This window comes from Pseudorhodoplanes sp., assembly GCF_050250235.1.
Classification (GTDB): Bacteria; Pseudomonadota; Alphaproteobacteria; order Rhizobiales; family Xanthobacteraceae; genus Pseudorhodoplanes.
Genome location: NZ_JBFWPA010000016.1, coordinates 56,067 through 79,407, shown reverse-complemented (window position 1 = coordinate 79,407; position 23,341 = coordinate 56,067). Strand labels below are relative to the sequence as shown.

Here is a 23,341-nt window from a genome sequence, read left to right as displayed (position 1 = left end):
GATGAAGTTCATATCGCCGACGACACTCGAGGAAGCGTACCGCGCACTTTCGGACGACGAAACACGGTGCCTCGCTGGCGGCCAGTCGCTCGTAGCCATGATGAACCTCGGTCTCGTCGCGCCGAGCCGGCTGGTCAGCCTGCGCAAGATCAACAGTCTGCTCGGCATCGACCAACAGCGCGACGGATCGGTACGCATCGGCGCCATGACGACGCATGCTGACGTCGCCGACATGTCCTTGCCCGGAACGCCTGCCTCGCTGCTGAGGGCGGCCGCGCGCGTGGTCGGGTATCCCGCGATTCGCATGCAAGGGACGATTGGCGGCTCGGTCGCGCACGCCGACCCGGCAGCCGACCTTCCGGTCGCTCTCGCGGCGATCGGCGCCGAGGTCGAGATCGGGTCATTGCGCGGCACCCGTCGGGTGCCGGCGCGCGAGTTCTTTCGTGGTCCCTTTGAGACCGCCCTGGCGCAAGATGAATTAGTTCTGGCCATCGTCCTTCCGCCGCCGGCCGACGATGCAGGCTCTGCCTACGAGAAGCTATCGCTGGTTGCCGGCGATTTTGCAATCGTCTCGGTCGCCGCTGTTGTCGGCAAGACCGCGCGTGTCGCCGTTGGCGGCTGCGGTCCAAAGCCGCTCTTCGCCGCTGACATAGATGTCGCCGATGGAGCCCTGGTTGCGGCTGGAAGCTTGCTCGCCGATGCGAGTGATCCACCCAGCGATCAGCGCGCCTCCGCTGCCTATCGGCGCAAGGTTATTCCCGAGCTTGTTCGTCGCACAGTTCGGGCGGCCCAGGAGATCAGGCGAGCAGCGCAATGAGCGAAAGGTTGGAGATCGATATCGAGGTGAACGGCGATTCGCACCAGATCACTGCCCTGACCTCAGCGACCCTGCTGGAAATCCTGCGCGAGGCGCTCAATCTGACCGGCACCAAGCGCGGTTGCAACCATGGTGTTTGCGGCGCGTGTACCGTACTGGTCGACGGGAAACTTGCGCGATCCTGCCTCATGCTCGCTGTCGATGTGGGCGACCGCACCGTCACGACCGTGGAAGGCATCGCAAGGAGCCGGGAATTCTCCGCCGTCCAACGCGCTCTGGTCAAGTCCGGCGCGATTCAGTGCGGCTTTTGCACGCCCGGTTTCGTGATCGCTTTAACCCATCTGTTCGCAAGCACCCCGCAGCCGCACCGCGATGCGATCCGTATCGCACTGTCGGGGAACCTTTGCCGCTGTTCGGGATATGTGAAGATCGTCGAAGCCGCGGAGCAACTTGCGGGGATGCGGTCATGAGTATCGGAGCGAGCCCGCCCCGCCTCGAAGCCGCCGACAAGGTCAGCGGGCGCGCCGGATATATCGATGACATCAAGCTTCCGGGCATGCTCTACGCGGCCCTGCTGACCAGCCCGCATGCTCACGCGCGAATCTGCGGCTATCGCCTCGAGGCAGCTCTTGCGATCAAGGGCGTCAAAGCTATCGTCACTGGACCAGACTTGAAGACTCCCCGCGCCGGCGGCGTCGTAAAGGATGAATCGATGGTCGCGCGCGACAAGGTGCGGTATGTCGGAGAACCCGTCGCCGCGGTTGCCGCTACCGATCCGGAAATCGCAGCGCGTGCCGCGGCGGCAATCGAGGTCGACTATGACCCATTGCCCGCCGTGTTGACGATCGACCAGTCACTTGCGGCGGGCGCACCGATCCTGCACGAGAAGTTCGCCGACTACAAGCAGTCGGTCAGCGGCGGCGGGCACGACAATATTATCTTCGAAAGCAGTATTACGGAAGGCGACGTCGACGCGGCATTCGCGGCCTGCGACGTAATCGTGGAGGGCACATACGAGACTCAGGCGCAACACCATCTCTATCTTGAAACCAACGGCTGCGTCGCCGATGTCGATGCATCCGGCCGCATTACTATCCAGGCCACGTGCCAATCCGTCGTTCATATTCAGCAACGCGTCGCCGAAGAACTTGGCGAGCCGATGTCCAGGATCAGGGTCATCGCCACTCGCGTCGGGGGCGCTTTCGGCGGCAAGCACGCGAGCAATATTCATTCGATTGCCGCCTGGCTTGCCCGCGAGGCCGGACGGCCGGTCAAACTGATCCTGTCGCGAACCCAAGATTTCGAGGTTCAGCGCTCGCGCCATCCCGCCCGCATCCGCATGAGGACCGGCGCCAAACGTGACGGCACGATCTTAGCCCGTGAGGTCGACATAACCACGGACGCCGGCGCGTATGCCGATGAAAGTCCGCCGGTGCTGACATTCGCGCTCATGATGTCGCGGGGGCCTTACCGTATCGCCAATGTCCGGGCGCGCGGGCGTGCTGTCTATACGAACAAGTTGCGCGCCGGGTCCTATCGCGGCTTTGGCAATCCGCAAGCGAGCTTCGCAAGCGAATCGCAAATCGACGAACTGGCTGCCCGCCTGGGCATCGATCCTGTCGACTTGCGTTTGCTGAACGCAATGCGGCCCAACGACACCGCCTTTGGCGGCCATCCCGTGCCTTCGTGCGTTTTGCGAGAATGCCTCACCAGAGTGCGTGAAGCACAGCGGAATGCAGGGCCACTGCAGGTGCGCCCCGGCCGCAAGCGCGGGGTTGGATTTTCGGCCATGTCGCATGTGTCCGGCCTGATGGGCACCTCGGCGGAAGTGCAATTGCGTCCCGACGGCTCGATCGCATTGTCCACCGGTTGTGTGGACCTGGGACAAGGTTCCGACACGACCATGGTGCAGATCTGCGCGGATGCCTTGCGGGTGCCGATAGAACGTGTGAGCTATGCCCGACAGGACAGCGACACCTCGCCTTACAACTGGAAGACGGCCGGCAGCCGCTCTACATACATGACCGGCCGCGCGGTGGCGGTCGCCACCGCGACGGTGCGCCAGAAAATGCTGGAGCACGCCAGCGAAATGCTGGAATGCGGCGTCGACGATCTGGAATTGCGCCCTGACGGTCAGATTGGCATCAAGGGAACACCGATCAAAGTTACTTTTGGCGAAGTGGCGCAGCGTTCGCTGTTCCAGAGCGGCGGGCCGGTCGCCTCCAACCACGGCTTTGTCTTCGACGGACCGCCATTCGATCCGAAGCGGGCGGCGATCCATCGGCTCGCATTCAAGAATCTCGGTGTCTATACATTCGGTGCCCATTGCGTGGAGGTCGACGTGGACGAGGCGACCGGCGCTGTTGAGGTACGGCGCGCCTGGTGCGCTCATGACGTCGGGCGCGCCATCAATCCGGTCGCCTGCGAAGGCCAGATCCAGGGCGGCTTTGTCCAGGGCATGGGCTACGCGCTGACGGAAGCCATGCAGTGGGATGAGAGTGGCTGGCTGACCACCGTGACCCTCGCGGACTATAAAATCCCCGGCATTCTCGACAGCCCGCCCGAGATCCATGCTTTCATTTTCGAGGACCCCGAACCGTCGCATCCCGTTGGCGCAAAAGGCGTCGGCGAGCCATCGCTGGTCGGTGCAGCGCCTGCGATCGCAAACGCCATTTGCAATGCTACCGGCGCCCGTCCGCGCGCGTTGCCGATGAAGCCCGAGCTTGTACTTGACGCGCTTGAGAGCCGAACATGAGGCTTGAAGATTATCCGCCGTTCTTCGTGTTTTCAGGGAACGTGCGGTCGGATGCGCCGCAGTCGGCTGCGCGACGAGGTCGTTTGCTCACGGCCTGCCGCAGAATTCATTGGAGAACTGGCGCCAGATGTTCAGGCTCAAACCGGCCCCCCACAACGCAAGTTCCTCTATCGGCGCCGGCCAATAAGACCTCCCCTAAGTCCGCCCGTTAGCCCTCCCCTAAGTTCGGGGCTTATCCATCTTCGCAACCGGAAGCTTCCATTGTTTAGCGGCCGCGCGAGGGTGCGGTCTTGTCGCTGATCGCAACTCAGCACATCGATTGAGCGAAACAATCTTCATGCCCGTTAGTATTCGAACGAATGACGATCTGCCTTTGAACGCTAAACATAAACAATTGAAATCATCGGCGCTCCCCAATCCCAGGCCACGCAGGCGGACCGGCATCGAAGGCAAGTTGAGCTCAGACAAACGGCTTCAAGCTGCCGTCCAGATCATCCGGAAGACACTTCGCCAAACCCTTTTTGTTGATCTTTCCGGATTCATTGCGAGGGAGCTGCTCGACGAAAAAGAGCCGGCGGGGGACCTTGTAGGACGCAAGCTCCAGTCTGCAGAAATCAATCAAAGCCGTCTCTTCCATCTCCGAATCAAGGACGACGATCGCTGCAACCTCCTCGCCCATTGTCCCGATTGGCCAGCCCAGGACAGCAACGTCCCGTACGGCATCGTGGCTTGCCAAGATGCTCTCGACTTCCTCAGGATATATATTCACGCCACCCCGGATAATCATGTCCTTGGATCGACCGACGATATAAAGATAACCGTCCTCGTCGAGATAGCCGAGATCGCCCGGGTAGAACCAGCCGTCGCGAAACGACAATTCGCTCTGTTCGGAATTGTTGTAAAATCCATCGGCGAGCCCGGGCGGTTTATACCGCAGATACCCCACGGACCGCGGCGGCAGGGACCGATGATTGTCGTCGACGACCTCGACATCGACCAAATAGGCCGGCCGGCCGACTGACCCGGGCCGCTCGACCGCATCCTCGGGCGCGAGGACGGTTGCGATACCGCCGTCTGTCGTCGCGTAAGTATTCAGAAGATTGGGGGTGACGCGCTCGCGTATCGACTGCGCTTCCTCGGCATGCAACATAGCTCCACTGCACATCAGCATCTTAACACTCGGAATCAGTAGGCCATCCTGGGCTGGCAGCTTCAGCAGGCGCCGCAGAATCGTGGGCACCAGAAACAGCGAGGTCACGGATCTCCGGTTCACCTCTTCGACCAGACGCTCAACCTCATACGGCGGCGGGAGAAGAACGACAGTCGCTCCAAAAAACAGATTCTGCAGCGTTACGTTGCGGCCACCACCGAAATACAGCGGCGTCGCCAACATGTTGACGTCGCGCTGGGTTCGCTCCGCCGACACCATTTCATAGAACAGTCTTTCGATGTACGGGCCATGCTTGAGCAAGGGGCCTTTCGGCACTCCAGTCGTCCCAGACGACAGCGATAACAGGAGCGGCGAGTTTGCATTGGTCGACCAAGTCGTGACGAAGTCTGAGGCAGCGATACCGCTGCTATCCATCCACAGGTCATCGACGACAATTGTTTTTTCGTAAATCGAGTTCGGCTGGTCCGCAACAAAGGCCGATGCCGCAAAGTACTCGATGACACGCTTCTTCTCGGCATCCGTCCATCGGGCATCAACGGGCAGCAGGATCGCACCAAGTCGCAAGATGGCAAGCATTGCGACGATATGGTCGATCCCGTCGCGCATTGACAGCGCGGCAATCATTTCCGCCTCGATACCCTGCGCCCGGAGCCATCCCGCCATATGGGAAAGCCGGAGCTCCAATTCCTCAAAGGTAACGATCACGTCGCCTTCGATAAGCGCAGGATGCCTTGGTCTGCGCTTGGCATTGTTGGCGATCGTTGCGGTGACATTGTCCACTTTCATGATCCAAGTTCCTTGATTCTCGGACGCGACGCTGCTCCTGTCGTGTCTCCCGACCGTGTCGGAAGCAGCGGAGCTGCACTCATCTCTCTCCCGGCCCACGGCGCGCGAGCGATGCATCGTTCGACGGAGCCGGCGCTGTACAACCTCGCGGCCAATAATTGCCCCTGTTGAGCATCGCAGCGGGATCGAACAGCGCCTTCAGTTCCGCAAGCGTTTCCCCGAGGCCGGTATCAACAGCGTCGATGAAGTTGTAGTATTTTCCGATCTGGCTATGCGCCGCGCCCATTGCGAAGAACATGTCGCGCAGTTCATCGCGCAGCGTCATTGCGGCCGCCCGCGCTTGCGGATTTGCCACGGCCGACGTTCGGAAGCGCGCGTACTTGTCCGCAGGCAGATAGCGCTGATGCAGCGGGCCCAGTTCGTCAACCCAGTAGAACATCGGTTCGATCGCAAACACCGGGCCGGCCGTAAACATGCAGCAGCACGAGACAATGCCGTGCCGGTCCATCACGAATTGCCGCTCGGACAGCATCTTTGTCGCGGCCTGAGCAGCCTCCACAGCCTGCGACAGCGGAAAAATGCCGTGAACCGGAACCCATCGCTCACCCCGCAGGCCGACGAACCCGCGGACCGAATACGGCCTCGCATTCAAAGCGATCGCAACATTGGCGCTGATTTCCTCTCCCGGTCTCAGACAGATTGTCCTGACCTCCTCCAGCCTCCGTTCGGCTTCGCGTTGATCGAATCCTTCGCAATGCAGATGCAGTGCCCATTCCGCATTTTCGAGCGCATGCCGACCCGAGCGGATCACCTTTGCGGCGTCCTTCAGCCCCTGCATCATGGTGGAGCGGCCGCCCGCGATCGATCTGACGATGCCGCCGGCTTCCGACAGCGACACATCGCTCGCCGTCCGCGATCTAACCGGATCGGTCCCGAACAGACGCGGTGACAGGCCTCGACGTGCGATCTCCGCCATCGCTTCGGCGAGCGCTGCAGCGGTCGAAAATGAGAACGACGCCATCGCGAGCCCGTCGGGAATCGGCTCCAACTGTAATGAGACCGCGGTTTTCACGCCGTAGATTCCGGTGTCACCCGTGAACAGGCCGGTCAAGTCCGGGCCGAAATGCCGATAATAGGGCGAACGGGCGCGACGCTTGCCTCCGGTGCCGGTCCAGAGGATGCGTCCATTGGGAAGAACCACTTCCAGACCGACAACGCCTGCTAAGCTGCCGATGATATTTTGAGAAACGGCGCCGCCCAGGGTCGAGGCGCTTCCCGAAATGGGACCTGAAATGACCGGCCTTAACCGCTTCGCCTTCGCAGCGTCGTGAACCTGCTGCCACGTCGTGCCTGCACCGGCGACAAGATAAAGATCGCGCTCGTTCAACTCCGTGATCTGATTCATTCTCGACAGGTCGAGCGCAATCGTCCCATCTGATTCCGGCGCGTATCCCTTGGTATAGGAAAGTCCCGCCCCCCGCGGCGAGACCTTCAGGCCGGCGCCCACCGCGTACTTCAGAATCGCTGATATTTCCGCTGCATCAGCAGGCCTGACGACCGCATCGACCATGATTTCGCTGTTCCAGTCGACCAGATCGTTCGAGAACTCGATCAGCAATTCTCGATCGGTCGAGACATGGTCCGGGCCGACGATCGACATGATCGGCGCAAGCTCTTTTTTCACGTCATCATGTCCCCTCAGAGTTCAGCCTCTGTCATTCCCGGTGACGCGGCTTCATCGGTGCGCGGCGCAGGACTCGCGGGCGACCATCTCCGCTCGCGATCGACGCATCCTCCTGTCATTCCGAAACGACAGCCGTCACTTCGAGTTCGACCAGGAAATCCTTCATCGCCAGCCGCGAGACCTCCACCAGCGTCTGCGCGGGATATGGCTTCGGGAAGAAGGCTTCACGAATCGGCTGCGTCTTGTGAAAGGCCCGACAGTCGGTCGTGTAAACCATCAATTTTACGACGTCGGTCGGGTTTGCATCCGCAAGCTTCAAACCGCGCCGGATCGCCTCCAGCGAGGCCCGTACCTGGGCTTCCATGTCGCCAACACCGATGACCTTTCCGTCATCGTCGATGGCGGCCTGGCCGGACAGCAGAATCCAGCGACCGCCACGGATCGCAACGCCCTGAGAGAACGAGATATTGTGCTCCCACGGTACACCGAAGTTGAAATGCGTCTTATCCACCTGCCAAGCTCCCGCTCGCGGAATGCCACTCCTTCCGAAGCGACCTCGCGAATCCCCACCCCGAATAGTCGCCGTAGGCAGTCCAGCCGCCGTCGACATACAAGGTCGCGCCGGTCATGAAGTCGGACTCTCCGGAGGCGAGGAATGCGACGGCCGCCGCGATCTCGTCCGCCTGCCCCAGGCGCCCGAGAGGCGTGCGCGCATGCAGAGCCTTCGTCAGCAAGTCTCCGCCGTCCATCTCATTCATCATCGAATGCACAGCACCCGTCGCCATAACGCCGGGCGCGATGCAGTTCACCCGTATCCTGTCGCGCGCCCATTCCGCAGCGAGAACCTGCGTTAGCGCGATAATTCCCGCCTTCGCAGCGCAATAGGCCGCGTTCGACGGCGCCGTACTGGTGGCCATCTTGCTTGAGACATTGACGATGTAGCCGCCGCCTCCGCGCATGGCCTTCGCGGCGGCTTGCGAGAAATAGTAGGTGCCGCTCAGGTTGCGATTGATCAGGTCTTCCCAGTCGGCCTGCGTCTGTTCGATTGAGCGTGCGTAACGATGCTGGCCGGCGTTGTTGACCAGGACATCGAGGCGGCCGAAATGCGCCGATACGCTCTCGACGGCCCGACAGACCTCCTCCTGATTGCGGTTGTCCGCACTGACGAGAAAACCTCTGCCGCCGGCTCGCTCGACCGCTTCGAGCGTGGCGGATGCGCGATCTTTCGAGGAATTATAGTGAATGGCTACGGCAGCGCCCTCCGCTGCGAGGCGGATCGCGCAGGCGCGGCCCAGCCCTCCACTCGCGCCGGTCACCATCGCAGTCTTTCCGGCAAATCGCTGAGCTGCTGACACCTGGCTTTCTCCGGTTGCTCCAGAACGCAGGACCTTGAGGAGCAGGCGGACGAGATGTCCGCCTGCTTTATCGTTGGCTTCTCAGTCGGCCTTCAGAATGTGCGGAAGCAGTTCCCGAGTGAGATCTTCCCGGATCCGCATGACGCGTGCGGCGTTGTTCCCGTCATGGTCGGTAGCCGAGAATGTCGTCGGCAGGTTGATTCCGTTGTTGTAATCCTTCAGCGCCTCCAGCGCGGCGATGAATTTTTCCCGCGTAAGATCCTTTCCGGCGCGTTTCAGCGCCTCGATGAAGGTCAACGCACCTCCATAGCAGAGCACGTCTCCCAGATCGGGACGGACCTGCTTCACCAGGTCCGGATAACGCGCCTCAAAGGCCTTGCGGAAGGCGGCCATTTTCGGCTCCGCCGATTCGGGAAGCTCAGAGTTGGTAATCACGTTCAGCGTACCTGCGGCAACCTTGCCGACGATTTCCGGATAGCGGCGGCTCGAGGTCGCGTTCGACCCAATGATCTGTGCATCGACGCCGAGCTGCCGCGCCTGCCGCGTGATGATTGCCGAAGGCGACGGATATCCATAGATGATCAACACGTCCGGCTTGGTTTCGCGGATCTTCAGAACCTGCGAAGTGAAGTCCGTATCGCCTGGGCCGAAGACTTCGTGAGCGACCGGATCGACCTTCAGCTCCTTCATGCGCTTGACGACGCTCGATCCGCCGCGCGAGCCGTACTCGTCGGATTGCCGAAGCAACGCGATCCGCTTACCTTTCAGTTCGCCGACGACGTAATTGGCGATCGCCCTACCCTGTTTCTGATCGTTGAGCGGACCGGTCCGGAAGACATTCTTGACGACGGGGTCGGTGACCGCCGGAGACGACAGCACAGACATAAAGACCGGCACATTTGCCGCCCTCATCGTCGGCACCAGCGCGGCTCCAATGGCGCTTGCCGCCGGCCCGAAGATGGCAAACACCTGATCCTGCTCGTTGAGTTTCTTGAACCCTGCGATCGCCTTCGGCGGCGACGTCTCATCATCGACAACAACCCATTCCAGCTTGCGTCCATGAATGCCGCCGGCGGCATTGATCTGTTCAAAAGCGAGTTCACCTCCCGCGAGATTGCTCGAGCCCCAAATTGCGGCTGGCCCGGTCAGACTGCCAAGAATCCCGATCTTGATCTTGTCGGCGGTAACGCCGGGGGGTTGCGCCATACTTAAGGATGTCATCGAGGCCGTCGCGACCAGCGTCACTCCGGTAAATATCGCCTTGATATTCATTGCCCTTCTCCCTCTCTGCTACACCGATGCGACGAATTCTGTTCCGGCCTGTTCCTGCATCACAGATACGCTTCCTGAACTTTCGGGTTGGCGCGCAGCTCTGTGGCGGATCCAGATAACGCCACTTCACCGTTCTCGATCACATAACCGGCGTCGGAAATTGCGAGCGCCATTTTTGAGTTCTGCTCCACGAGGAGAATGGTGATCCCGTCTTTTCGAATTCGATCGATCGTCTCCAGGATTTCGGTGACGAGGTTCGGCGCCAGCCCAAGCGAAGGCTCATCCAGAATGAGCAGCTTCGGTCGCGACATCAGTGCCCGTCCGATAGTGAGCATCTGCTGCTCTCCGCCAGACAATGTTCCGGATATCTGCCGATACCGCTCGCGAAGACGCGGGAAGAGCGCCACAACCCTCTCGAGGTCATTCCTGATCTCGCCGGTGTCGGATCGCGTGTAGGCGCCCAGTTGCAGATTTTGTTCGACAGACATCTCCGCGAAAAGCTCCCGTCGTTCGGGAACCATCGAAATGCCGAGGCGAAGAATTTTGTCGGGTCGCAGGCCGATGACCGGACGATCCTGGAACGTAACTTCTCCGGTCGCAGCGATCAGACCGGTGATGGCACGCATGGTCGTCGTCTTGCCGGCGCCGTTCGATCCGAGAAGCGTCGTAATCTGACCGCGCCCGGCAACGAAGCTGATGCCGTTCAGCGCGCGTATCTTCCCGTAGGAAGCAAATAGATTTCGGACGTTAAGCACGGTCGGGGTTGTCTCCGAGATATGCGCGGCGAACTTCCTTGTCCATCCGAACGACATCCGGCTTTCCTTCGGCGATTTTTCTTCCGAAGTTCAGCACCGTGATTTCGTCAGAGATGCTCATCACAACCTTCATGACGTGATCGACAAGCAGAATCGTAAGTTCATGCTGCTTGCGAAGATTGAGGAGAGCCTCGTTCAGGTGGCTGATCTCACCGGAGCGAAGTCCAGCCGCAGGCTCATCGAGAAGAAGCAACTTCGGCTCACTCGCGAGGGCACGAGCGATCTCCAGCGCACGCTGCTTTCCGAAGGAAAGGCTGCTGGCGATCTTGTCTGAATCGGCCGACAGTCCAACGATATCGAGCAGATCGCGCGCCTTTTCGCGCATGCTTCTCTCGACGCGCCAGTATTTCGGGGTCCTGAACATCGCGGCCGTCAGCCCGTATTCATGCCTGCAGTGACTGCCTACGAGCACATTCTCGAACACCGACATTTCGCCGAAGATTTCGGTATTCTGGAACGTGCGGGCAACGCCGGCACGCGAGATGGCCGGCGGGCTACTTCCGAGCACTTCCTTGCCTGCAACCCGGATGGATCCTCCGGAAACCGGATACAGACCCGTGATCGTATTGATGACCGTGGTCTTGCCGGCGCCGTTCGGGCCGATCAGACTATGGATATCCCCCTTACGCACCTCGAAGCTGAAGTCGTCGACTGCAAGCAGGCCACCGAACCGCACTGTAAGATTGCTGATCTCGATGGCCTTCATCTCGGGCGTCCTGTGACGAGCGATTGAATGCGGGAGAACAGGACACTGCCGAGCCCGGCGAGGCCCGTTGGGAAGAGAACGATGGTGATAAGCAGCAACGCTGCAAACACCAGGCCCTTGTAGCCTTGAAATGCACCGAGCATTTCCGGCACAAGCACGAAGATCGCGCTGCCAATCACCGCTCCGCCGATGCTGCGGAAGCCGCCGATAATGATGATCGCCACAAGGGCGACCGACTCGATGATCCCGAACAGGTTCGGATCGAGATAGCTCGTCTGCAGGCCCTGAAAGCCCCCGCCAACTGCGCCGAGGAATGCGCTCAGCGCGAATGCCAACGACTTGTAATGGAGAACGTTCACGCCGAGCGTCTGTGCCGCCACCTCGCTCTGACAGAGCGCCGAGAATGCCCGTCCGATCCGTGAATCAAGGATATTCGCCGCCAGCAGGAACATGCCGAACGCGACGGGCACCACGACATAATAGAACGAGAAGCCGGTGGTCAGTTCCTTGCCGCCAATCGCCAGCGGCGGGACCGAAAGGCCAAGAGCGCCACCGGTCACCGGCTCCCAGTGAACCAGCACGACCTGGACAATCGCGGTCAGCGCCATGGTGACCAGCGCAAGGTAGTGACCACCCAGTCGCAGCGTTGCGAGGCCGAGCACATAGCCCACAACCCCGGCCAGCAATGCAGCAATTGGAATCCCGAACCATGGAACGATACCGGAATGGATTGCGGCCAGCGTGCTGACATAGGCGCCGATGGCACTGAATGCAGCCTGCGCGAGCGATATCTGCCCGGCGATACCAATCACCATTACGAGCCCGAGCGCCATGATCGCGGTCGATGCGATCAGGCCCATCTGGAACATTCGATAATCCGCGGTGAAAAACGGCAGGGCCATCAACAGCGCGAATATTCCGATCCACCATGCGTATCGCCGACTCATGCCGTCAGACCTTCTTCACGAACACATGGCCAAACAGACCGTGCGGCCAAACGATGATCAGAACGATCAGCAGCGCGTAAGTTGTAGCGTCCTTCACAGCCGTCGAGATAAATGTCCCCATTGCGGTCTCGATGATGCCGAGAATAAAACCGCCGAGAATTGCGCCGGGCAGGCTGGTGAAGCCGCCGAGCACGGCCACCACAAATCCCTTGATTCCAATCAGACCCATTTCGGGAGAAAGTGTCACCACAGGCGCGAGCAGGATACCCGCGATCGCCGCAAGTACCGATGCCATAATCCAGATCGAGCTGAGCATGGCGGGAACAGGTATCCCCATCAGAGACGCCCCGACAGGGTTCTGACAAACCGCAAGAATCGCCTGACCGAACTTCGTGTAGTTGAAGATCCCGTAGAGGATCAGCATGACCGCGATGGACACAACGACGATTGCAACGCTCGCAAGGTCGAAATTGAGCCCCGCGAATGAACGCGGATCAGTTGAAAGGAGCGGCGGAAACGGCCAGGGGTGCGGTCCCATGAAGCCGCGCAGACCCTCACGAATACACAAGCCGACAGCAAGTGTCGCGATAATCTGTACGAGAACAGGTTGCGGCGCGATCGGCCGCAAGACAAGACGTTCGATCAGAAAGCCGATCAGGCCGGCCACGAACAGCGCCATCAGAACGGCTGGCCAGAATGCAACGCCCAAGAAAATTTGCAGAATAACGACGAGATACGCGCCGAGTGAGACCTGCTCGCCGAGTCCAAAATGAATGACGTTGGTCGCTTTGTAGATCAAAACAAATCCCAGCGCGACCAATGCATAAACACTGCCCGCGATGATTCCGCTGAGGAGAATCTGGGGCCAAAGCGACATCGCGAGCTACCGCCCGTTCCCGAAATAGGCAGTGGCCTTTATTTCTATCAGCGCGTCCCTTCTGATCAGGCTTGCAACCAGCACTCCCGTTGCGGCGGGATAGAGCGGTCCCTTGAAGAACTCGCGGCGCACGTCGGCAGTTTTCTTGTAATCATCCAGCGTCAAAAAATATTCCGTGGTCTCGACGATGTTGTCGAACGAGCCGCCGGCCATCTTTAGAATGGCGTCGAATTTTCGGAAGATGCAGCGCGTCTGTTCTGCGATATCTCCGACACCGACGATGTTGCGGTTCTCGTCCGTTGCCGTGTGTCCCGAGATGAACAGCAGCTCTCCTGCCCGAACCGCCGGCGAGAATGTCATCCTGTCGGGCCAGGTCGCGGGCTTCACGGCTGTGTAAACGGGCATCACAAACCTCCTCTATTTTGGGATTGGTAGCGAGGCCTGCGCTGCCCGGAGTTGGAAGCGCTGAATTTTGCCGGCTTCGTTCTTCGGCAGGCTGCGCACGATCTCGACCTCTCGCGGATAAGCGTGATCGCCGAGGACGCGCCGCGCGGTATCCTGGATTTCCTTTTCCAGCTCCGGCGAGCGCGAGGCCCCGGGCTTCAGCACGACAAACGCCTTGACGATCTGGCCCCTTAGCTGATCGGGCTTGCCGATCACGCCAGCCTCTGCGACTGCCGGATGGTGCAAGATCGCGCTCTCCACATCGAATGGACCAATCCGATAGCCGGAGCTCTTGATCATGTCGTCGGACCGACCCGCGAACCAGAAATACCCGTCGGCATCGCGTTTCGCGAGGTCTCCAGCGATGATCCAGCCATTACGGAAAAGCGAACGCGTACGCTCTTCGTCCTTCCAGTATCCCAACGCATAGAGTCCCTGCTCGCTCTGGCGCAGGGCAAGCCATCCCACCTCGTCATCGGGGCGTTCTCTGCCGTCATCGTCAACGATGGCAAGATCGAAGCCTGGAACCGGCAGGCCCATCGACCCGCTCCTGACCTCTGCGTCGATCCCATTGAAATTGCCGAGTGGAAGGCCGTTCTCGCTGGAGCCGAAATGGTCCATCGGCGTAACGCCCATCGCCTCGCGGAAGAAGCGGATCACCTCGGCGTTCAAGGGCTCGCCGCAGCAACTGATACAGCGCAATACGATCTGGTAGGATGCAATCTTGGGCAGCCCCAGCGCCATGATTCCGCGCAGGAGGGTGGGCACCGCGGCGAGGTTCGTTACCTTCCGGTCGCGCAGCAATTCCAGACAGACCTGCGGGCTCGGCGTTCCCTCGTAACTGACGACGGGAACGCCCATCGAAAGCGCGACAAAATAGCAAACCAAGCCATATCCCCAGCTTGGATCGCCGGTCGGCCAGAAGATGTCGGCCGTCTGCAGATCCGCGCAATACACCATGTACGGCCGCACCGCAGCTATGAAGTTCGCCGCGATCAGTACGCCTTTGGGTTCCCCGGTGGAACCTGACGTGAAGAGGATGACGGCCGCATCGCTCCGGCTGTAACGCGCGAGTTCGAACGTATCGGGCTGCGTGTTCACGGCGTGCCAGAAGCTGATATCGCCCCTTTCAATACCGGTCCCCTTGTCGCCGCAGATCGAAACAACCTGACACGCTGCCATTTGCGGAATGCGGTCGCGGTATTCTCCGTGGACAAAGATTGCTTTGGCCTCGCAAGTCGTCACGCGCAGGCGAACGGCCTCGCTTCCGAACGCGGGAAAGATCGGAATGTAAACTCCGCCGGCCTTCCAGACTGCAACCATGATCGCGATGGTTTCCGGCCTGCGCGAGAGCACACCAGCAACCCGATCGCCCTTTCCGACTCCGAGTGAACGCAACAGGTTTGCAACCCGGTTGCTGAGATCGCGAAGTTCGCGATAGGTCCAGACCGACTGATTGCCGCTCTTGTCGATCCAGTACAGCGCGACCTTGTGCGTGTCGGCATGCGCATCGACAATCGAGTGGCCAAGATTGATCCGGTTGTCCTCATCCCACCCGATGTCGTGCGCGACCGACCTCCAGTCGAAGCTGTTACGGGCCTCCCGGTAGCGCGGCTTGTTCATCACCCGGCTCCGCCCGCCGGGTTGCGGCAACGCAACCGATAGGCGTGAAATGCATCCAGAATCACCTCGTCCTTGTCATTGACGAGTTCGCTCTTCAGCTTGAGTGTGCCCCAGTCCTTGCCACGTTCGTGCAGCAACTCCGCGACCTCATAGCGCGATGTGACCGTATCCCCAACGAAAACAGGCCTGAGAAAACGACACCCTTGCTCGACGAATGCGATCATGGATTCGACGATCTGATCGGACAGCGCGCTCGCGCCGACCGCGCTCAGGCTCATGAGATGCAGGCCGTGCACGATCGGGCGACCGAACCGCGTCTTGCTCGCGTAATCGGCGTCGTAATGGATTGGGTGCTTGTCGCCGGTCAGTTCAGAGAATGCGATGACGTCGTGCTGCGAGACCAGTCTCGAGGCCCCCGAGAACTTTTGGCCAAGAACGAAATCATCGAAAAAGAGTTGGACCGGGCTGTCATTCATATCGCGGTCGCTCTCGGGTTCCCAATTCTTAATGGACGCGCTCGATGCGGTTTCCGGCGCGGGGACTTTTGAAATGGGATGTCCGCCCCAACCGAACGCCGGACCTCAGGCGGAAGGGAACCTCCCTCTCCCACCTGCAAATGCCCCGTCAGCCCATCATTGGCCGCAATGATCTTGAGGTGCTGCCCGCCGGCCTCGTCCTTTGCCGCGCCGCTCTTGCAAAACGGGATGGCACGCGAATCAGTCGCCCCTATTTGCGCGCCGATCGTCCCGTTCGTGGCGCGATTGCAAATCGAAAAGACATCGCTGCGGCCGACAGACGCAGGCCAAACCCTTCGAAGCAAATGCACCTGCCCCCCCAAATCCATGGCGCCGGAAGGCCGCACCCGGCGATCGCAAAGATCAACTCAACATTATTCCGTTTTTCGGAAAGTCTTTTCTTTTTTCGGAAGCAAGATTACCTGTCCGTTGCCGCGAGTCAAGTTCCGAGGCGCACTCCTTTGTTGGAGCTTCGCGTCGATGGGGTAGCGTTAAGAATCGCGCTGCGATAGAAGCACCCACCAATAGCGGTCGAACCGATCACCGGGACATCAATGCGACGAAAACCGTCAACTGAGACAAAGAAAGCAGGCGGAGCGCGGCCATTTGGTTCGCCGCTGGAGCGCTATGTCCGCGTACTCGAGACGATCGCCATCGCTTCCGAAGCGCCGAGCCTCAGCGAGATCGCCCAACGATGCAATCTGCCCGTGGGCACGTCTCACCGCATCATCACAACGCTCGCAAGGACGGGCCTTATCCAACCGAGCAACAGCAAGAGACGAGACTATGAACTCGGACCGAGACTTCTGAGGCTGCTGCATTTTGGCAGTGACGTTGCCTATGTGAGGATTATGCTGCAGCCTGTTCTCGACGAACTCGCCGCGCAGATGGACAACACCTGTTTCCTGGCGCGACTGAGCGACTACACCACGATCCGTCCCATCGCATGGGCCATTCCGGCGGACGGCATCGGCGCCTATGTGGTGTCGGGCGGCGACATGCCGGTGCACGCATCCGCTACCGCGAAGGCAATCATGGCCTTTCAGGACGACGATACGATCAAGCGCGCGCTCTCGGGAACGCTCGCAAAGATGACGCCGAAGACCATAACGAGCCGGAGCCGGATTCAGGCGGAATATCGGACGATCCGCGAGCGCGGCTACGCAACCTGCTGGGGCGAAATCGAGGAAGGCTTCGGCGCAATCGCCTGCCCCGTGCACATCCCGCAGATGGGTGTGATCTACTCGATCGGCACATCGGGGATCGCTTCGAGGCTCAAGCGAAGACGGCTTCAGGACACGGTCGCCACGCTGAAGGCATACGCAGACGAGCTAGCGCGAAGGCTGCCGGTCATAACGACGGAATCAGCAAGAAGCGGAACATCCAGTGCCGCGCCGCGGAGCCTGCTCCGAGCCGAAGAAGGTTTTTCCGACGCTTGACGGGCGAAACACGCGCGGCCAAGACGAACACGCAGCCAAGAAGCCATGCGCCGCCGAGCAGTGGGATGATTGTTCCGCGTTCGCGCTCAACCGCGTCTGCAGGATCGCCCCCCATCCATAGACATTGCTGACGCTATCCGGCCTGCAGAAGACTTTTCTGTTGCCTTTGCGCCGATTACGGTGCTTAACACTGTTTCCATGATCCGATAGTTTTTTCCGGAAAACGAAAAATTTGGAGGCGATTTTGACCGCGCTGGCCAGAGGACGACCGCCGTTTCGCGCTGATCACATCGGGAGCCTGCTACGCCCAGTGGCTCTGCGTCAGGCATTCAAGCAGCATGCAACCGGACAGCTCGATGATGTGGCCTTCGAGCGGCTGCAGGACGATTGCATCAGATCGGTTGTCAGGCTGCAGGAGAGCGCAGGACTTGAAGTCGTTACCGACGGAGAGTTCCGGCGCGGCTCGTTCTGGGGCCGTTTTGTCGAGGGCATCGAAGGGTTCGATATTCGTGACGCCATCTTCAAGTTTCGCGATGCCCAGGGAAACGAAACAGAGTTCAATACTCCTTACGCGTCGGCTCCTCTCCGCCGCAGACGCCCACTTGTGCTCGACGAGTTCGTATTTCTCCGAGACACAACGAGGGTGACGCCGAAGGTGACGATGCCGTCGCCTTCAACGATGCACTTTCATCGGTGCAGCGACTACGCCGACAAGAATGTCTATAAGGATACCAGACATTTTTTCGACGATCTCTGTCGGGTCTATCGTGAAGAAGTCTGCGCACTTGCCGACGCAGGGTGCCGTTACATTCAGTTCGATGAAGTGCCGATCGCGCTGTTGTGCGATCCCGCGATCCGCGGACAGGTAGAAAGCCTCGGCCTGAACTCCGACGACCTCGTGGACCTGTATATCGACGCACTCAACTCGGCTTTCGCCGACGCTCCGAGCGACATGATCGCCGCTGTTCACATGTGCAGGGGAAACTTCAAAGGCCGCTATCTTTCCGAGGGCAGCTACGAATCCATCGCCGAACGCTTCTTTTCCAGAGCAAAAGTGAACCACTTCCTGCTGGAATTCGACACGCCACGCGCCGGCGACTTCAGCCCGCTGCGCTTCGTTCCCAAGGGCAAAGGCGTCGTACTCGGTCTCGTCAGCAGCAAATTTCCGATTCTGGAGGATCCTGATCTTCTGAAGCGCCGCATTGAGGAGGCAGCGGAGTTCATCGAGCTCGAGCGTCTGGCGATCAGCCCGCAATGCGGTTTTGCTTCAACGGTCGCGGGAAATCCCCTCACGGAAGAAGCGGAACGCGCAAAACTTGAGCTGATCGTTCGTACGGCAAGATCGGTCTGGTCCTAGTCGGGCACGGGTTACCGTACGGCGCGGATTGGATATTTTCGACTGGTGAGGACCGCCGAAATCGAAACATCGGCCCCGGCGCGCCGGCCGGTTTTTTGAACGTCAGACCCTTTCCGAGGTCATCCTATGGACTTCACGATAACGGAAGATCAACGGCACATCCTCGATACCGTCGACCGCCTCATGAGACGGCATTATCCGCCGGAGGAGATCCGCCGCCGCGACGCCGCTCATACCGATTGCAAGGACATGCTTCCGGTATTCGCCAAAGCCGGACTGTTGGCGCTGCCCTTTCCGGAGGAATATGGCGGACTTGCCGCTGATCGACTGACCGCCATTCTCGTGCAGGAGCGACTTGCATGGCATGGCGCGATCGCCGGGATCATGTTTGGACAGCTCACGGACTTTGGCGGGATGTCGATCCTTAAGTTCGGCACCGAAGAGCAGCGACTCCAACTTCTGCCGTCAATCATTCGCGGAGAAATCAATCTTTGCTTTGCTCTGACGGAGCCCGGTGCGGGCAGCGACGCGGCGGCAGCGGTTACGTCCGCGACGAAGACAAGTAGTGGATGGCTTATCAACGGCCGCAAGATCTGGATCAGTATGGCGGATACATCGGACTACCTGGTCACGATGTGCCGATCTGACAAGGGAAGTATCGGCAAGTCAGGGCTGTCCACGTTCCTGATTGCCCGCAACAGTCCCGGTGTGACGATGACCCGGCTCGAAAAGGTCGGAAACAACTGCATGTCCTCGTGGGATATCGGCTTCGATAATGTCGAAGTGCCAGACAGCGCTCTCATGGGGAGCGAAGGCGACGGAATGCGGAATATGATGACAACGCTGCAATACAGCCGCACCGGGCAGGCCGCGTTGGCGATCGGCATTGCTCAGGCGGCCTGCGATGCGGCAAAGGCGCACGCACTCGAGCGGCATCAGTTCGGGCACAGAATCGCTGATTTCCAGGTGATTAAGCACCGTCTTGTCAACATGCAAATGCGGGTCGAACAGGCAAGATTGCTGCTTTACTTCGCGAGTTCACTGATCGATGCGCGCCGTTCGTGCAGAAAGGAGGTCGCACAGGCAAAAGTGACCGCTTCGGAAGCGCTTGAATATGTCTCCCGGCACGGAATGCAGATTCAGGCAAGCTTTGGATATTCCGCAGAAAGTGACATGCAGCGATACTGGCGTGACGCGCGGCTGTATACGTTCGGAGAAGGGACCAATGAGCTTCAGCGGGACATGATTGCGAGGGAAATGGGACTGTAGGCCCTTAAGTCAGGCTCTATCACCTTAGCGACCGGAGGGGATCCCCATATGGGTCTTCCTCAGTGCATCCGCTTCCGCGCCCCCGGCAACATCCATTTCGAACACGTAATCGACAGTCGTATAGTCGAGATAGCCCATCCTCGCCAGGGGCCGGACTTTCACGATGTCGACCTTTCCATCGACAATGACGTCGTCGCGGATATGCACGCCGACGACCCGTCCGATGACGACGTGCTGAATGGTATCGGTCGCGTTCGCCGGCAGAACGATCGTCATATGATACTTGCATTCCAGATGAATTGGCGAAGCCGATACGCGTGGCGGCTTCACCAACCGCGATGGCAACTTCTCCAGTCCGACATGTTCCATCTCGTCGACATGCTCGGGAAACTGCTCCGAGGTTTGATTGACGGACTCGCGCAACTCCCACGTGGCGATATTCACAACGAATTCGCCGGTCTGCTCGGCATTGACAACGGAATCCTTCGCGATCGATCCGTCGGGCCGAGTACCGCCCGAAAACATCACAAAGGGCGGATCATGAGCAAGCGAATTGAACTGGCTGAATGGCGCGAGATTGACGACGCCTGTCCGGCTCACGGTTGAGATCCAGCCGATAGGTCGTGGCACGACGCAGGACTTGTACGGATTATAGGGCAATCCGTGGTCGTCCTTGTCGACTTCATAGAACATGGGCCCTCACGATCGTCATTGATACATTCACACTCGCTCGTTGCAGCATACGCTTCTAGTTCAGCAACAGGCTATCGTCGGCGAGGTCTTCTCCCTGATCTTTGAACAACGCCAGCAGATCAGTGACCTGAACCTTCGCGCGTTCGGAGCCGGCCACGTCGAAGATCACCCGTCCGCGATGCAACATGATCGTTCGATCGCCGTAATGGAGCGCCTGAGCCATCGAGTGCGTGACCATCAACGTTGTCAGGCCGAGTTCTGCCACCACGCGCGTCGTGAGACTCAGCACAAACTCCGCCGTCTTGGGGTCGAGTGCCGCCGTGTGCTCGTCGAGCAGCAGCACACGAGTCTGCCCCGTCGTTCCCATCAACAAGCTAACCGCCTGACGCTGCCCGCCGGACAGAAGGCCGACCTTATCATCGAGCCGCGTTTCGAGGCCAAGGTCGAGCACCTTGAGACGTTCACCGATTTCTTTGCGGAGCGTGGGTCCGATCGCCGGCCACAGGCCGCGACGCGACGTGCGTCCCCTCGCAACAGCAAAGTTTTCCAGGATGGTCAGATCCTCGCAGGTACCCATCTTTGGATCCTGAAACACGCGCGACATCAGCTTCGCACGCGTATGCGTCTCCCAGTTGGTCACATCGATATCGTCGATCAGAACCGACCCGCTATCCGGGCGGACAGTGCCTGCAATCGCATTCAGGACGGTCGACTTGCCCGCTCCGTTTGAACCGATAACGGTTACGAACTGTCCAGTCGGGATGTTCAGCCCGACCCCACGGAGAACCTGGTTTGCCAGCGGCGTATCGCGATTGAACGTAACCTCGATCCCAGAGAGCACGATCATGCATTTCTCCCCCGCTGGACGAGGCGGCGAAGTCCGCCACGATTCTGGAGCACAAGGGCAATCACAACAAGAACAGCAGTGACGAGTTGCACATCCGCCGTCTGAAGTCCCAGGAAGTCCGTATTCAGCGCGATGGCGACCGCCGCACGGTAGGCAATGGCACCAATCAGACACGCAAACAGCGCCATCTCAACGGTCCTCGACGGCAGGATGGATGTACCGACGATGACGGACGCCAGTCCGACAATCACGACACCGACTCCCATATAGACGTCGGCCGCACCGAACAGCTGTGCGAATATTGCGCCGGCTAGTGCCGTGAGCAGGTTCGCAATTCCGAGTCCCAGTAGATTCATCTTGGCGACATCGACGCCATTCGCCGCCGCCATGGCGGGATTGGCTCCGGCGGCGCGCATTGAAAGGCCGATGCCGGTGCGCATGAATTGGTCAAGAAGCAGCTTGATTGCAATAACGATTATAAGCAGAAGGATCGGACTCACCATGTATGTCGGCAACCCGAACCCGGGCAGATCCGAAAAGATCGTCTTACTACCAAGCAATGGCTTGTTGGGCCCCTCCATGATCCTGAGATTGACGGAGTAAAGTGCGATCGAGACCAGAATCCCTGCAAGAATGTTGAGGATGCCGAACCTGACATTGAGAAGCGCAGTCAGATAGCCGGCAAAATATCCGGCGACGCCCGCAACTAACGTGGCGAGCCAGGGATTCACGCCTCCGCCGACGATCAACATGACTGCCACCGCCGCGCCGAGAGGAAAGCTGCCTTCAACGGTCAGATCCGGAAAGGCGAGCGTCTTGAAGCTTAGATATGCGCCGAGAGCGACGAGACCGAATACCAGCCCCACTTCGATCGTGCCGAAGAGTTCGTAGAGGGACATCGCAAATCCCCGGGCTCAACCGCGGCCGATCACTCGATGACTTTGTCCGCTCGACCCAGTACGGATTGTGGGATCGTGACTCCCATTGCCGCAGCAGCCTTCTTGTTCACGACCAGGGACAGCTTCGGGAGCTTCTGGTGCGCCAGAACCGGAGAAATATCACCAGCCTTCTTGCCCGCGAGGATGTCGGCGACCATGACACCGGCGATCCTGCCGAGTTCGCGATAATTCAATCCAACTGAGGCGAGTGCACCGCGCTCGACGCCGCGCGTCTCGTGCGTAAAGATCGGAAGCTTTGTTTCCTCCCCGACCTTAACCACGGCCTCTAGCGCCGCCAGCACGGTCGTATCACCAGGAATGTAGACAGCGTCGACTTTTCCCACCAGCCTCCGCGTCGCCGGAATGATTTCGTTTGTCGTCGGAGCGGATGACTCGACCATTTCAATGCCGAGCTTTCCTCCCTCTTCGCGCATCCATTCCAGAACCGCGTTGGAGCTATCAAGACCGGGATTGTAAACAAATCCCAGCCGCTTCAAGTTGGGCAACAGTTCACGGATCAACTTCAGCTGCGCGGCCAGCGGAGGGGCGTCGGAAACGCCGGTAATGTTCGTGCCGGTGGGAGTAAAGCCGGCAATTAACTTTGCTTTGACGGGATCCATCACGGTCACGAATACGACCGGCGCATCCTTCACGGCGCCGGCAACAGCCTGAGCCGTCGGCGTCGTCATTCCTACAACGGCGTTCAAGTTTGCGCCTGCAAATCGTTTCGCAATCTGCAGTTGGGTCGGCATGCTGCCGTTCGCACTATGATATTCGACATTCAGGTTCGCCCCCTCCTTGAAGCCGCGTTCCGCTAGAACATCAAGCAAACCTTGCTTTGCTTCAAGAATCTGCGGTACCTCGACGATGGTGGTGATGCCAATCTTTTTCGTTTCGGCTGAATTTGCCGATCCAGCGATCAGCATCGACGCGAGCAAACCGAAAGCGATCGAGTATGCGTTGAACGGCTTCATCGCTGACTTCCCCCTATTAGCGTAAAACTGAAAGACCGACCGCTCAGCACACTTTCG

General features: G+C 59.6%; 22 protein-coding genes and 1 pseudogene. 7 read left to right on the top strand and 16 right to left on the bottom strand.

The genetic code is table 11. The features are described 5' to 3' along the window. The first annotated feature begins 1 nt into the window (after window position 1). From AB7F49_RS10145 to AB7F49_RS10135, 3 genes are read left to right on the top strand one after another with little or no spacing between them, the layout of a single operon-like run. Window positions 2-817, top strand: a complete 816-nt coding sequence (locus AB7F49_RS10145) for an FAD binding domain-containing protein (RefSeq protein WP_428521878.1) — start codon at window positions 2-4, stop codon at window positions 815-817. Beyond that, window positions 814-1,287: a (2Fe-2S)-binding protein gene (locus AB7F49_RS10140; RefSeq protein ID WP_428521876.1), complete on the top strand. Its 474-nt coding sequence runs from the start codon at window positions 814-816 to the stop codon at window positions 1,285-1,287. The genes AB7F49_RS10145 and AB7F49_RS10140 overlap by 4 nt, the downstream gene beginning before the upstream one ends. After that, window positions 1,284-3,572 carry a xanthine dehydrogenase family protein molybdopterin-binding subunit gene (locus AB7F49_RS10135; RefSeq protein ID WP_428521874.1) on the top strand — a complete coding sequence of 763 codons (2,289 nt, stop codon included), beginning with the start codon at window positions 1,284-1,286 and terminating at the stop codon, window positions 3,570-3,572. Before AB7F49_RS10140 ends, AB7F49_RS10135 begins: the two co-directional genes overlap by 4 nt. A 460-nt stretch (window positions 3,573-4,032) precedes the next feature. Here AB7F49_RS10135 and AB7F49_RS10130 read toward each other — a convergent pair whose 3' ends face one another. The 12 genes from AB7F49_RS10130 to AB7F49_RS10075 form a co-directional block, all read right to left on the bottom strand. Continuing rightward, window positions 4,033-5,646: a class I adenylate-forming enzyme family protein gene (locus tag AB7F49_RS10130; RefSeq protein ID WP_428521872.1), complete on the bottom strand. Its 1,614-nt coding sequence runs from the start codon at window positions 5,644-5,646 to the stop codon at window positions 4,033-4,035. Continuing rightward, complete coding sequence (locus AB7F49_RS10125; RefSeq protein ID WP_428521870.1) at window positions 5,609-7,213, bottom strand: FAD-binding oxidoreductase; 1,605 nt, start codon at window positions 7,211-7,213, stop codon at window positions 5,609-5,611. The genes AB7F49_RS10130 and AB7F49_RS10125 overlap by 38 nt, the downstream gene beginning before the upstream one ends. A 115-nt stretch (window positions 7,214-7,328) precedes the next feature. After that, entirely contained in the window at window positions 7,329-7,724 is a 396-nt protein-coding gene (locus tag AB7F49_RS10120; RefSeq protein WP_428521868.1) for a RidA family protein, read from the bottom strand. Then, a complete protein-coding gene (locus tag AB7F49_RS10115) occupies window positions 7,717-8,568 on the bottom strand; it encodes an SDR family NAD(P)-dependent oxidoreductase (RefSeq protein ID WP_428521866.1) in 852 nt (283 codons plus the stop codon). The genes AB7F49_RS10120 and AB7F49_RS10115 overlap by 8 nt, the downstream gene beginning before the upstream one ends. An 81-nt stretch (window positions 8,569-8,649) precedes the next feature. Next, entirely contained in the window at window positions 8,650-9,840 is a 1,191-nt protein-coding gene (locus AB7F49_RS10110) for an ABC transporter substrate-binding protein (RefSeq protein WP_428521864.1), read from the bottom strand. A 59-nt stretch (window positions 9,841-9,899) separates the two neighbouring features. Beyond that, window positions 9,900-10,595 carry an ABC transporter ATP-binding protein gene (locus AB7F49_RS10105; RefSeq protein WP_428521862.1) on the bottom strand — a complete coding sequence of 232 codons (696 nt, stop codon included), beginning with the start codon at window positions 10,593-10,595 and terminating at the stop codon, window positions 9,900-9,902. After that, window positions 10,588-11,361, bottom strand: a complete 774-nt coding sequence (locus AB7F49_RS10100) for an ABC transporter ATP-binding protein (RefSeq protein WP_428521860.1) — start codon at window positions 11,359-11,361, stop codon at window positions 10,588-10,590. Before AB7F49_RS10100 ends, AB7F49_RS10105 begins: the two co-directional genes overlap by 8 nt. Next, window positions 11,358-12,308 (bottom strand): branched-chain amino acid ABC transporter permease, encoded by a 951-nt coding sequence (locus tag AB7F49_RS10095; protein WP_428521858.1) that lies wholly within the window; start codon window positions 12,306-12,308, stop codon window positions 11,358-11,360. The genes AB7F49_RS10100 and AB7F49_RS10095 overlap by 4 nt, the downstream gene beginning before the upstream one ends. A gap of 4 nt (window positions 12,309-12,312) precedes the next feature. Further along, window positions 12,313-13,185, bottom strand: a complete 873-nt coding sequence (locus tag AB7F49_RS10090) for a branched-chain amino acid ABC transporter permease (RefSeq protein WP_428521856.1) — start codon at window positions 13,183-13,185, stop codon at window positions 12,313-12,315. A 6-nt stretch (window positions 13,186-13,191) separates the two neighbouring features. Next, entirely contained in the window at window positions 13,192-13,590 is a 399-nt protein-coding gene (locus AB7F49_RS10085; protein WP_428521854.1) for a RidA family protein, read from the bottom strand. Window positions 13,591-13,602: 12 nt separating this feature from the next. Continuing rightward, window positions 13,603-15,252 carry an acyl-CoA synthetase gene (locus AB7F49_RS10080; protein ID WP_428521852.1) on the bottom strand — a complete coding sequence of 550 codons (1,650 nt, stop codon included), beginning with the start codon at window positions 15,250-15,252 and terminating at the stop codon, window positions 13,603-13,605. Next, complete coding sequence (locus AB7F49_RS10075; protein ID WP_428521850.1) at window positions 15,252-15,728, bottom strand: MaoC family dehydratase; 477 nt, start codon at window positions 15,726-15,728, stop codon at window positions 15,252-15,254. The genes AB7F49_RS10080 and AB7F49_RS10075 overlap by 1 nt, the downstream gene beginning before the upstream one ends. A gap of 593 nt (window positions 15,729-16,321) precedes the next feature. Here AB7F49_RS10075 and AB7F49_RS10070 point away from each other — a divergent pair. The 4 genes and pseudogenes from AB7F49_RS10070 to AB7F49_RS10055 all read left to right on the top strand — a co-directional run. Next, window positions 16,322-16,516 (top strand): annotated as a pseudogene (locus AB7F49_RS10070) (helix-turn-helix domain-containing protein); the annotation flags it as partial. A 102-nt stretch (window positions 16,517-16,618) separates the two neighbouring features. Further along, complete coding sequence (locus AB7F49_RS10065; protein WP_428521896.1) at window positions 16,619-17,206, top strand: IclR family transcriptional regulator; 588 nt, start codon at window positions 16,619-16,621, stop codon at window positions 17,204-17,206. 244 nt (window positions 17,207-17,450) lie between these two features. After that, complete coding sequence (locus tag AB7F49_RS10060) at window positions 17,451-18,563, top strand: 5-methyltetrahydropteroyltriglutamate--homocysteine S-methyltransferase (protein WP_428521848.1); 1,113 nt, start codon at window positions 17,451-17,453, stop codon at window positions 18,561-18,563. 126 nt (window positions 18,564-18,689) lie between these two features. Then, window positions 18,690-19,832, top strand: coding sequence for an acyl-CoA dehydrogenase family protein (locus AB7F49_RS10055; protein WP_428521846.1), 1,143 nt, complete (start codon window positions 18,690-18,692; stop codon window positions 19,830-19,832). A 24-nt stretch (window positions 19,833-19,856) separates the two neighbouring features. Here the strand turns inward: AB7F49_RS10055 and AB7F49_RS10050 are convergent, their stop codons facing one another. Genes AB7F49_RS10050 through AB7F49_RS10035 form a run of 4 tightly spaced genes read right to left on the bottom strand, consistent with a single transcriptional unit; the run spans window position 19,857 to window position 23,284 of the window. Further along, entirely contained in the window at window positions 19,857-20,525 is a 669-nt protein-coding gene (locus AB7F49_RS10050; protein ID WP_428521844.1) for a flavin reductase family protein, read from the bottom strand. Between the two features lie 55 nt (window positions 20,526-20,580). Next, entirely contained in the window at window positions 20,581-21,372 is a 792-nt protein-coding gene (locus AB7F49_RS10045; protein ID WP_428521842.1) for an ABC transporter ATP-binding protein, read from the bottom strand. After that, window positions 21,369-22,271, bottom strand: coding sequence for an ABC transporter permease (locus AB7F49_RS10040; RefSeq protein ID WP_428521840.1), 903 nt, complete (start codon window positions 22,269-22,271; stop codon window positions 21,369-21,371). Before AB7F49_RS10040 ends, AB7F49_RS10045 begins: the two co-directional genes overlap by 4 nt. 29 nt (window positions 22,272-22,300) lie before the next feature. After that, a complete protein-coding gene (locus AB7F49_RS10035) occupies window positions 22,301-23,284 on the bottom strand; it encodes an ABC transporter substrate-binding protein (protein WP_428521838.1) in 984 nt (327 codons plus the stop codon). Between the last annotated feature and the right edge of the window lie 57 nt (window positions 23,285-23,341).

Bases quoted from the DNA above. Each gene is read 5' to 3' on its own strand.
- AB7F49_RS10145 (WP_428521878.1), top strand. From the start codon at position 2: ATGAAGTTCATATCGCCGACGACACTCGAGGAAGCGTACCGCGCACTT.
- AB7F49_RS10140 (WP_428521876.1), top strand. From the start codon at position 814: ATGAGCGAAAGGTTGGAGATCGATATCGAGGTGAACGGCGATTCGCAC.
- AB7F49_RS10135 (WP_428521874.1), top strand. From the start codon at position 1,284: ATGAGTATCGGAGCGAGCCCGCCCCGCCTCGAAGCCGCCGACAAGGTC.
- AB7F49_RS10130 (WP_428521872.1), bottom strand. From the start codon at position 5,646: ATGCATCGCTCGCGCGCCGTGGGCCGGGAGAGAGATGAGTGCAGCTCC.
- AB7F49_RS10110 (WP_428521864.1), bottom strand. From the start codon at position 9,840: ATGAATATCAAGGCGATATTTACCGGAGTGACGCTGGTCGCGACGGCC.
- AB7F49_RS10100 (WP_428521860.1), bottom strand. From the start codon at position 11,361: ATGAAGGCCATCGAGATCAGCAATCTTACAGTGCGGTTCGGTGGCCTG.
- AB7F49_RS10095 (WP_428521858.1), bottom strand. From the start codon at position 12,308: ATGAGTCGGCGATACGCATGGTGGATCGGAATATTCGCGCTGTTGATG.
- AB7F49_RS10090 (WP_428521856.1), bottom strand. From the start codon at position 13,185: ATGTCGCTTTGGCCCCAGATTCTCCTCAGCGGAATCATCGCGGGCAGT.
- AB7F49_RS10085 (WP_428521854.1), bottom strand. From the start codon at position 13,590: ATGCCCGTTTACACAGCCGTGAAGCCCGCGACCTGGCCCGACAGGATG.
- AB7F49_RS10080 (WP_428521852.1), bottom strand. From the start codon at position 15,252: ATGAACAAGCCGCGCTACCGGGAGGCCCGTAACAGCTTCGACTGGAGG.
- AB7F49_RS10075 (WP_428521850.1), bottom strand. From the start codon at position 15,728: ATGAATGACAGCCCGGTCCAACTCTTTTTCGATGATTTCGTTCTTGGC.
- AB7F49_RS10065 (WP_428521896.1), top strand. From the start codon at position 16,619: ATGCTGCAGCCTGTTCTCGACGAACTCGCCGCGCAGATGGACAACACC.
- AB7F49_RS10055 (WP_428521846.1), top strand. From the start codon at position 18,690: ATGGACTTCACGATAACGGAAGATCAACGGCACATCCTCGATACCGTC.
- AB7F49_RS10050 (WP_428521844.1), bottom strand. From the start codon at position 20,525: ATGTTCTATGAAGTCGACAAGGACGACCACGGATTGCCCTATAATCCG.
- AB7F49_RS10045 (WP_428521842.1), bottom strand. From the start codon at position 21,372: ATGATCGTGCTCTCTGGGATCGAGGTTACGTTCAATCGCGATACGCCG.
- AB7F49_RS10040 (WP_428521840.1), bottom strand. From the start codon at position 22,271: ATGTCCCTCTACGAACTCTTCGGCACGATCGAAGTGGGGCTGGTATTC.
- AB7F49_RS10035 (WP_428521838.1), bottom strand. From the start codon at position 23,284: ATGAAGCCGTTCAACGCATACTCGATCGCTTTCGGTTTGCTCGCGTCG.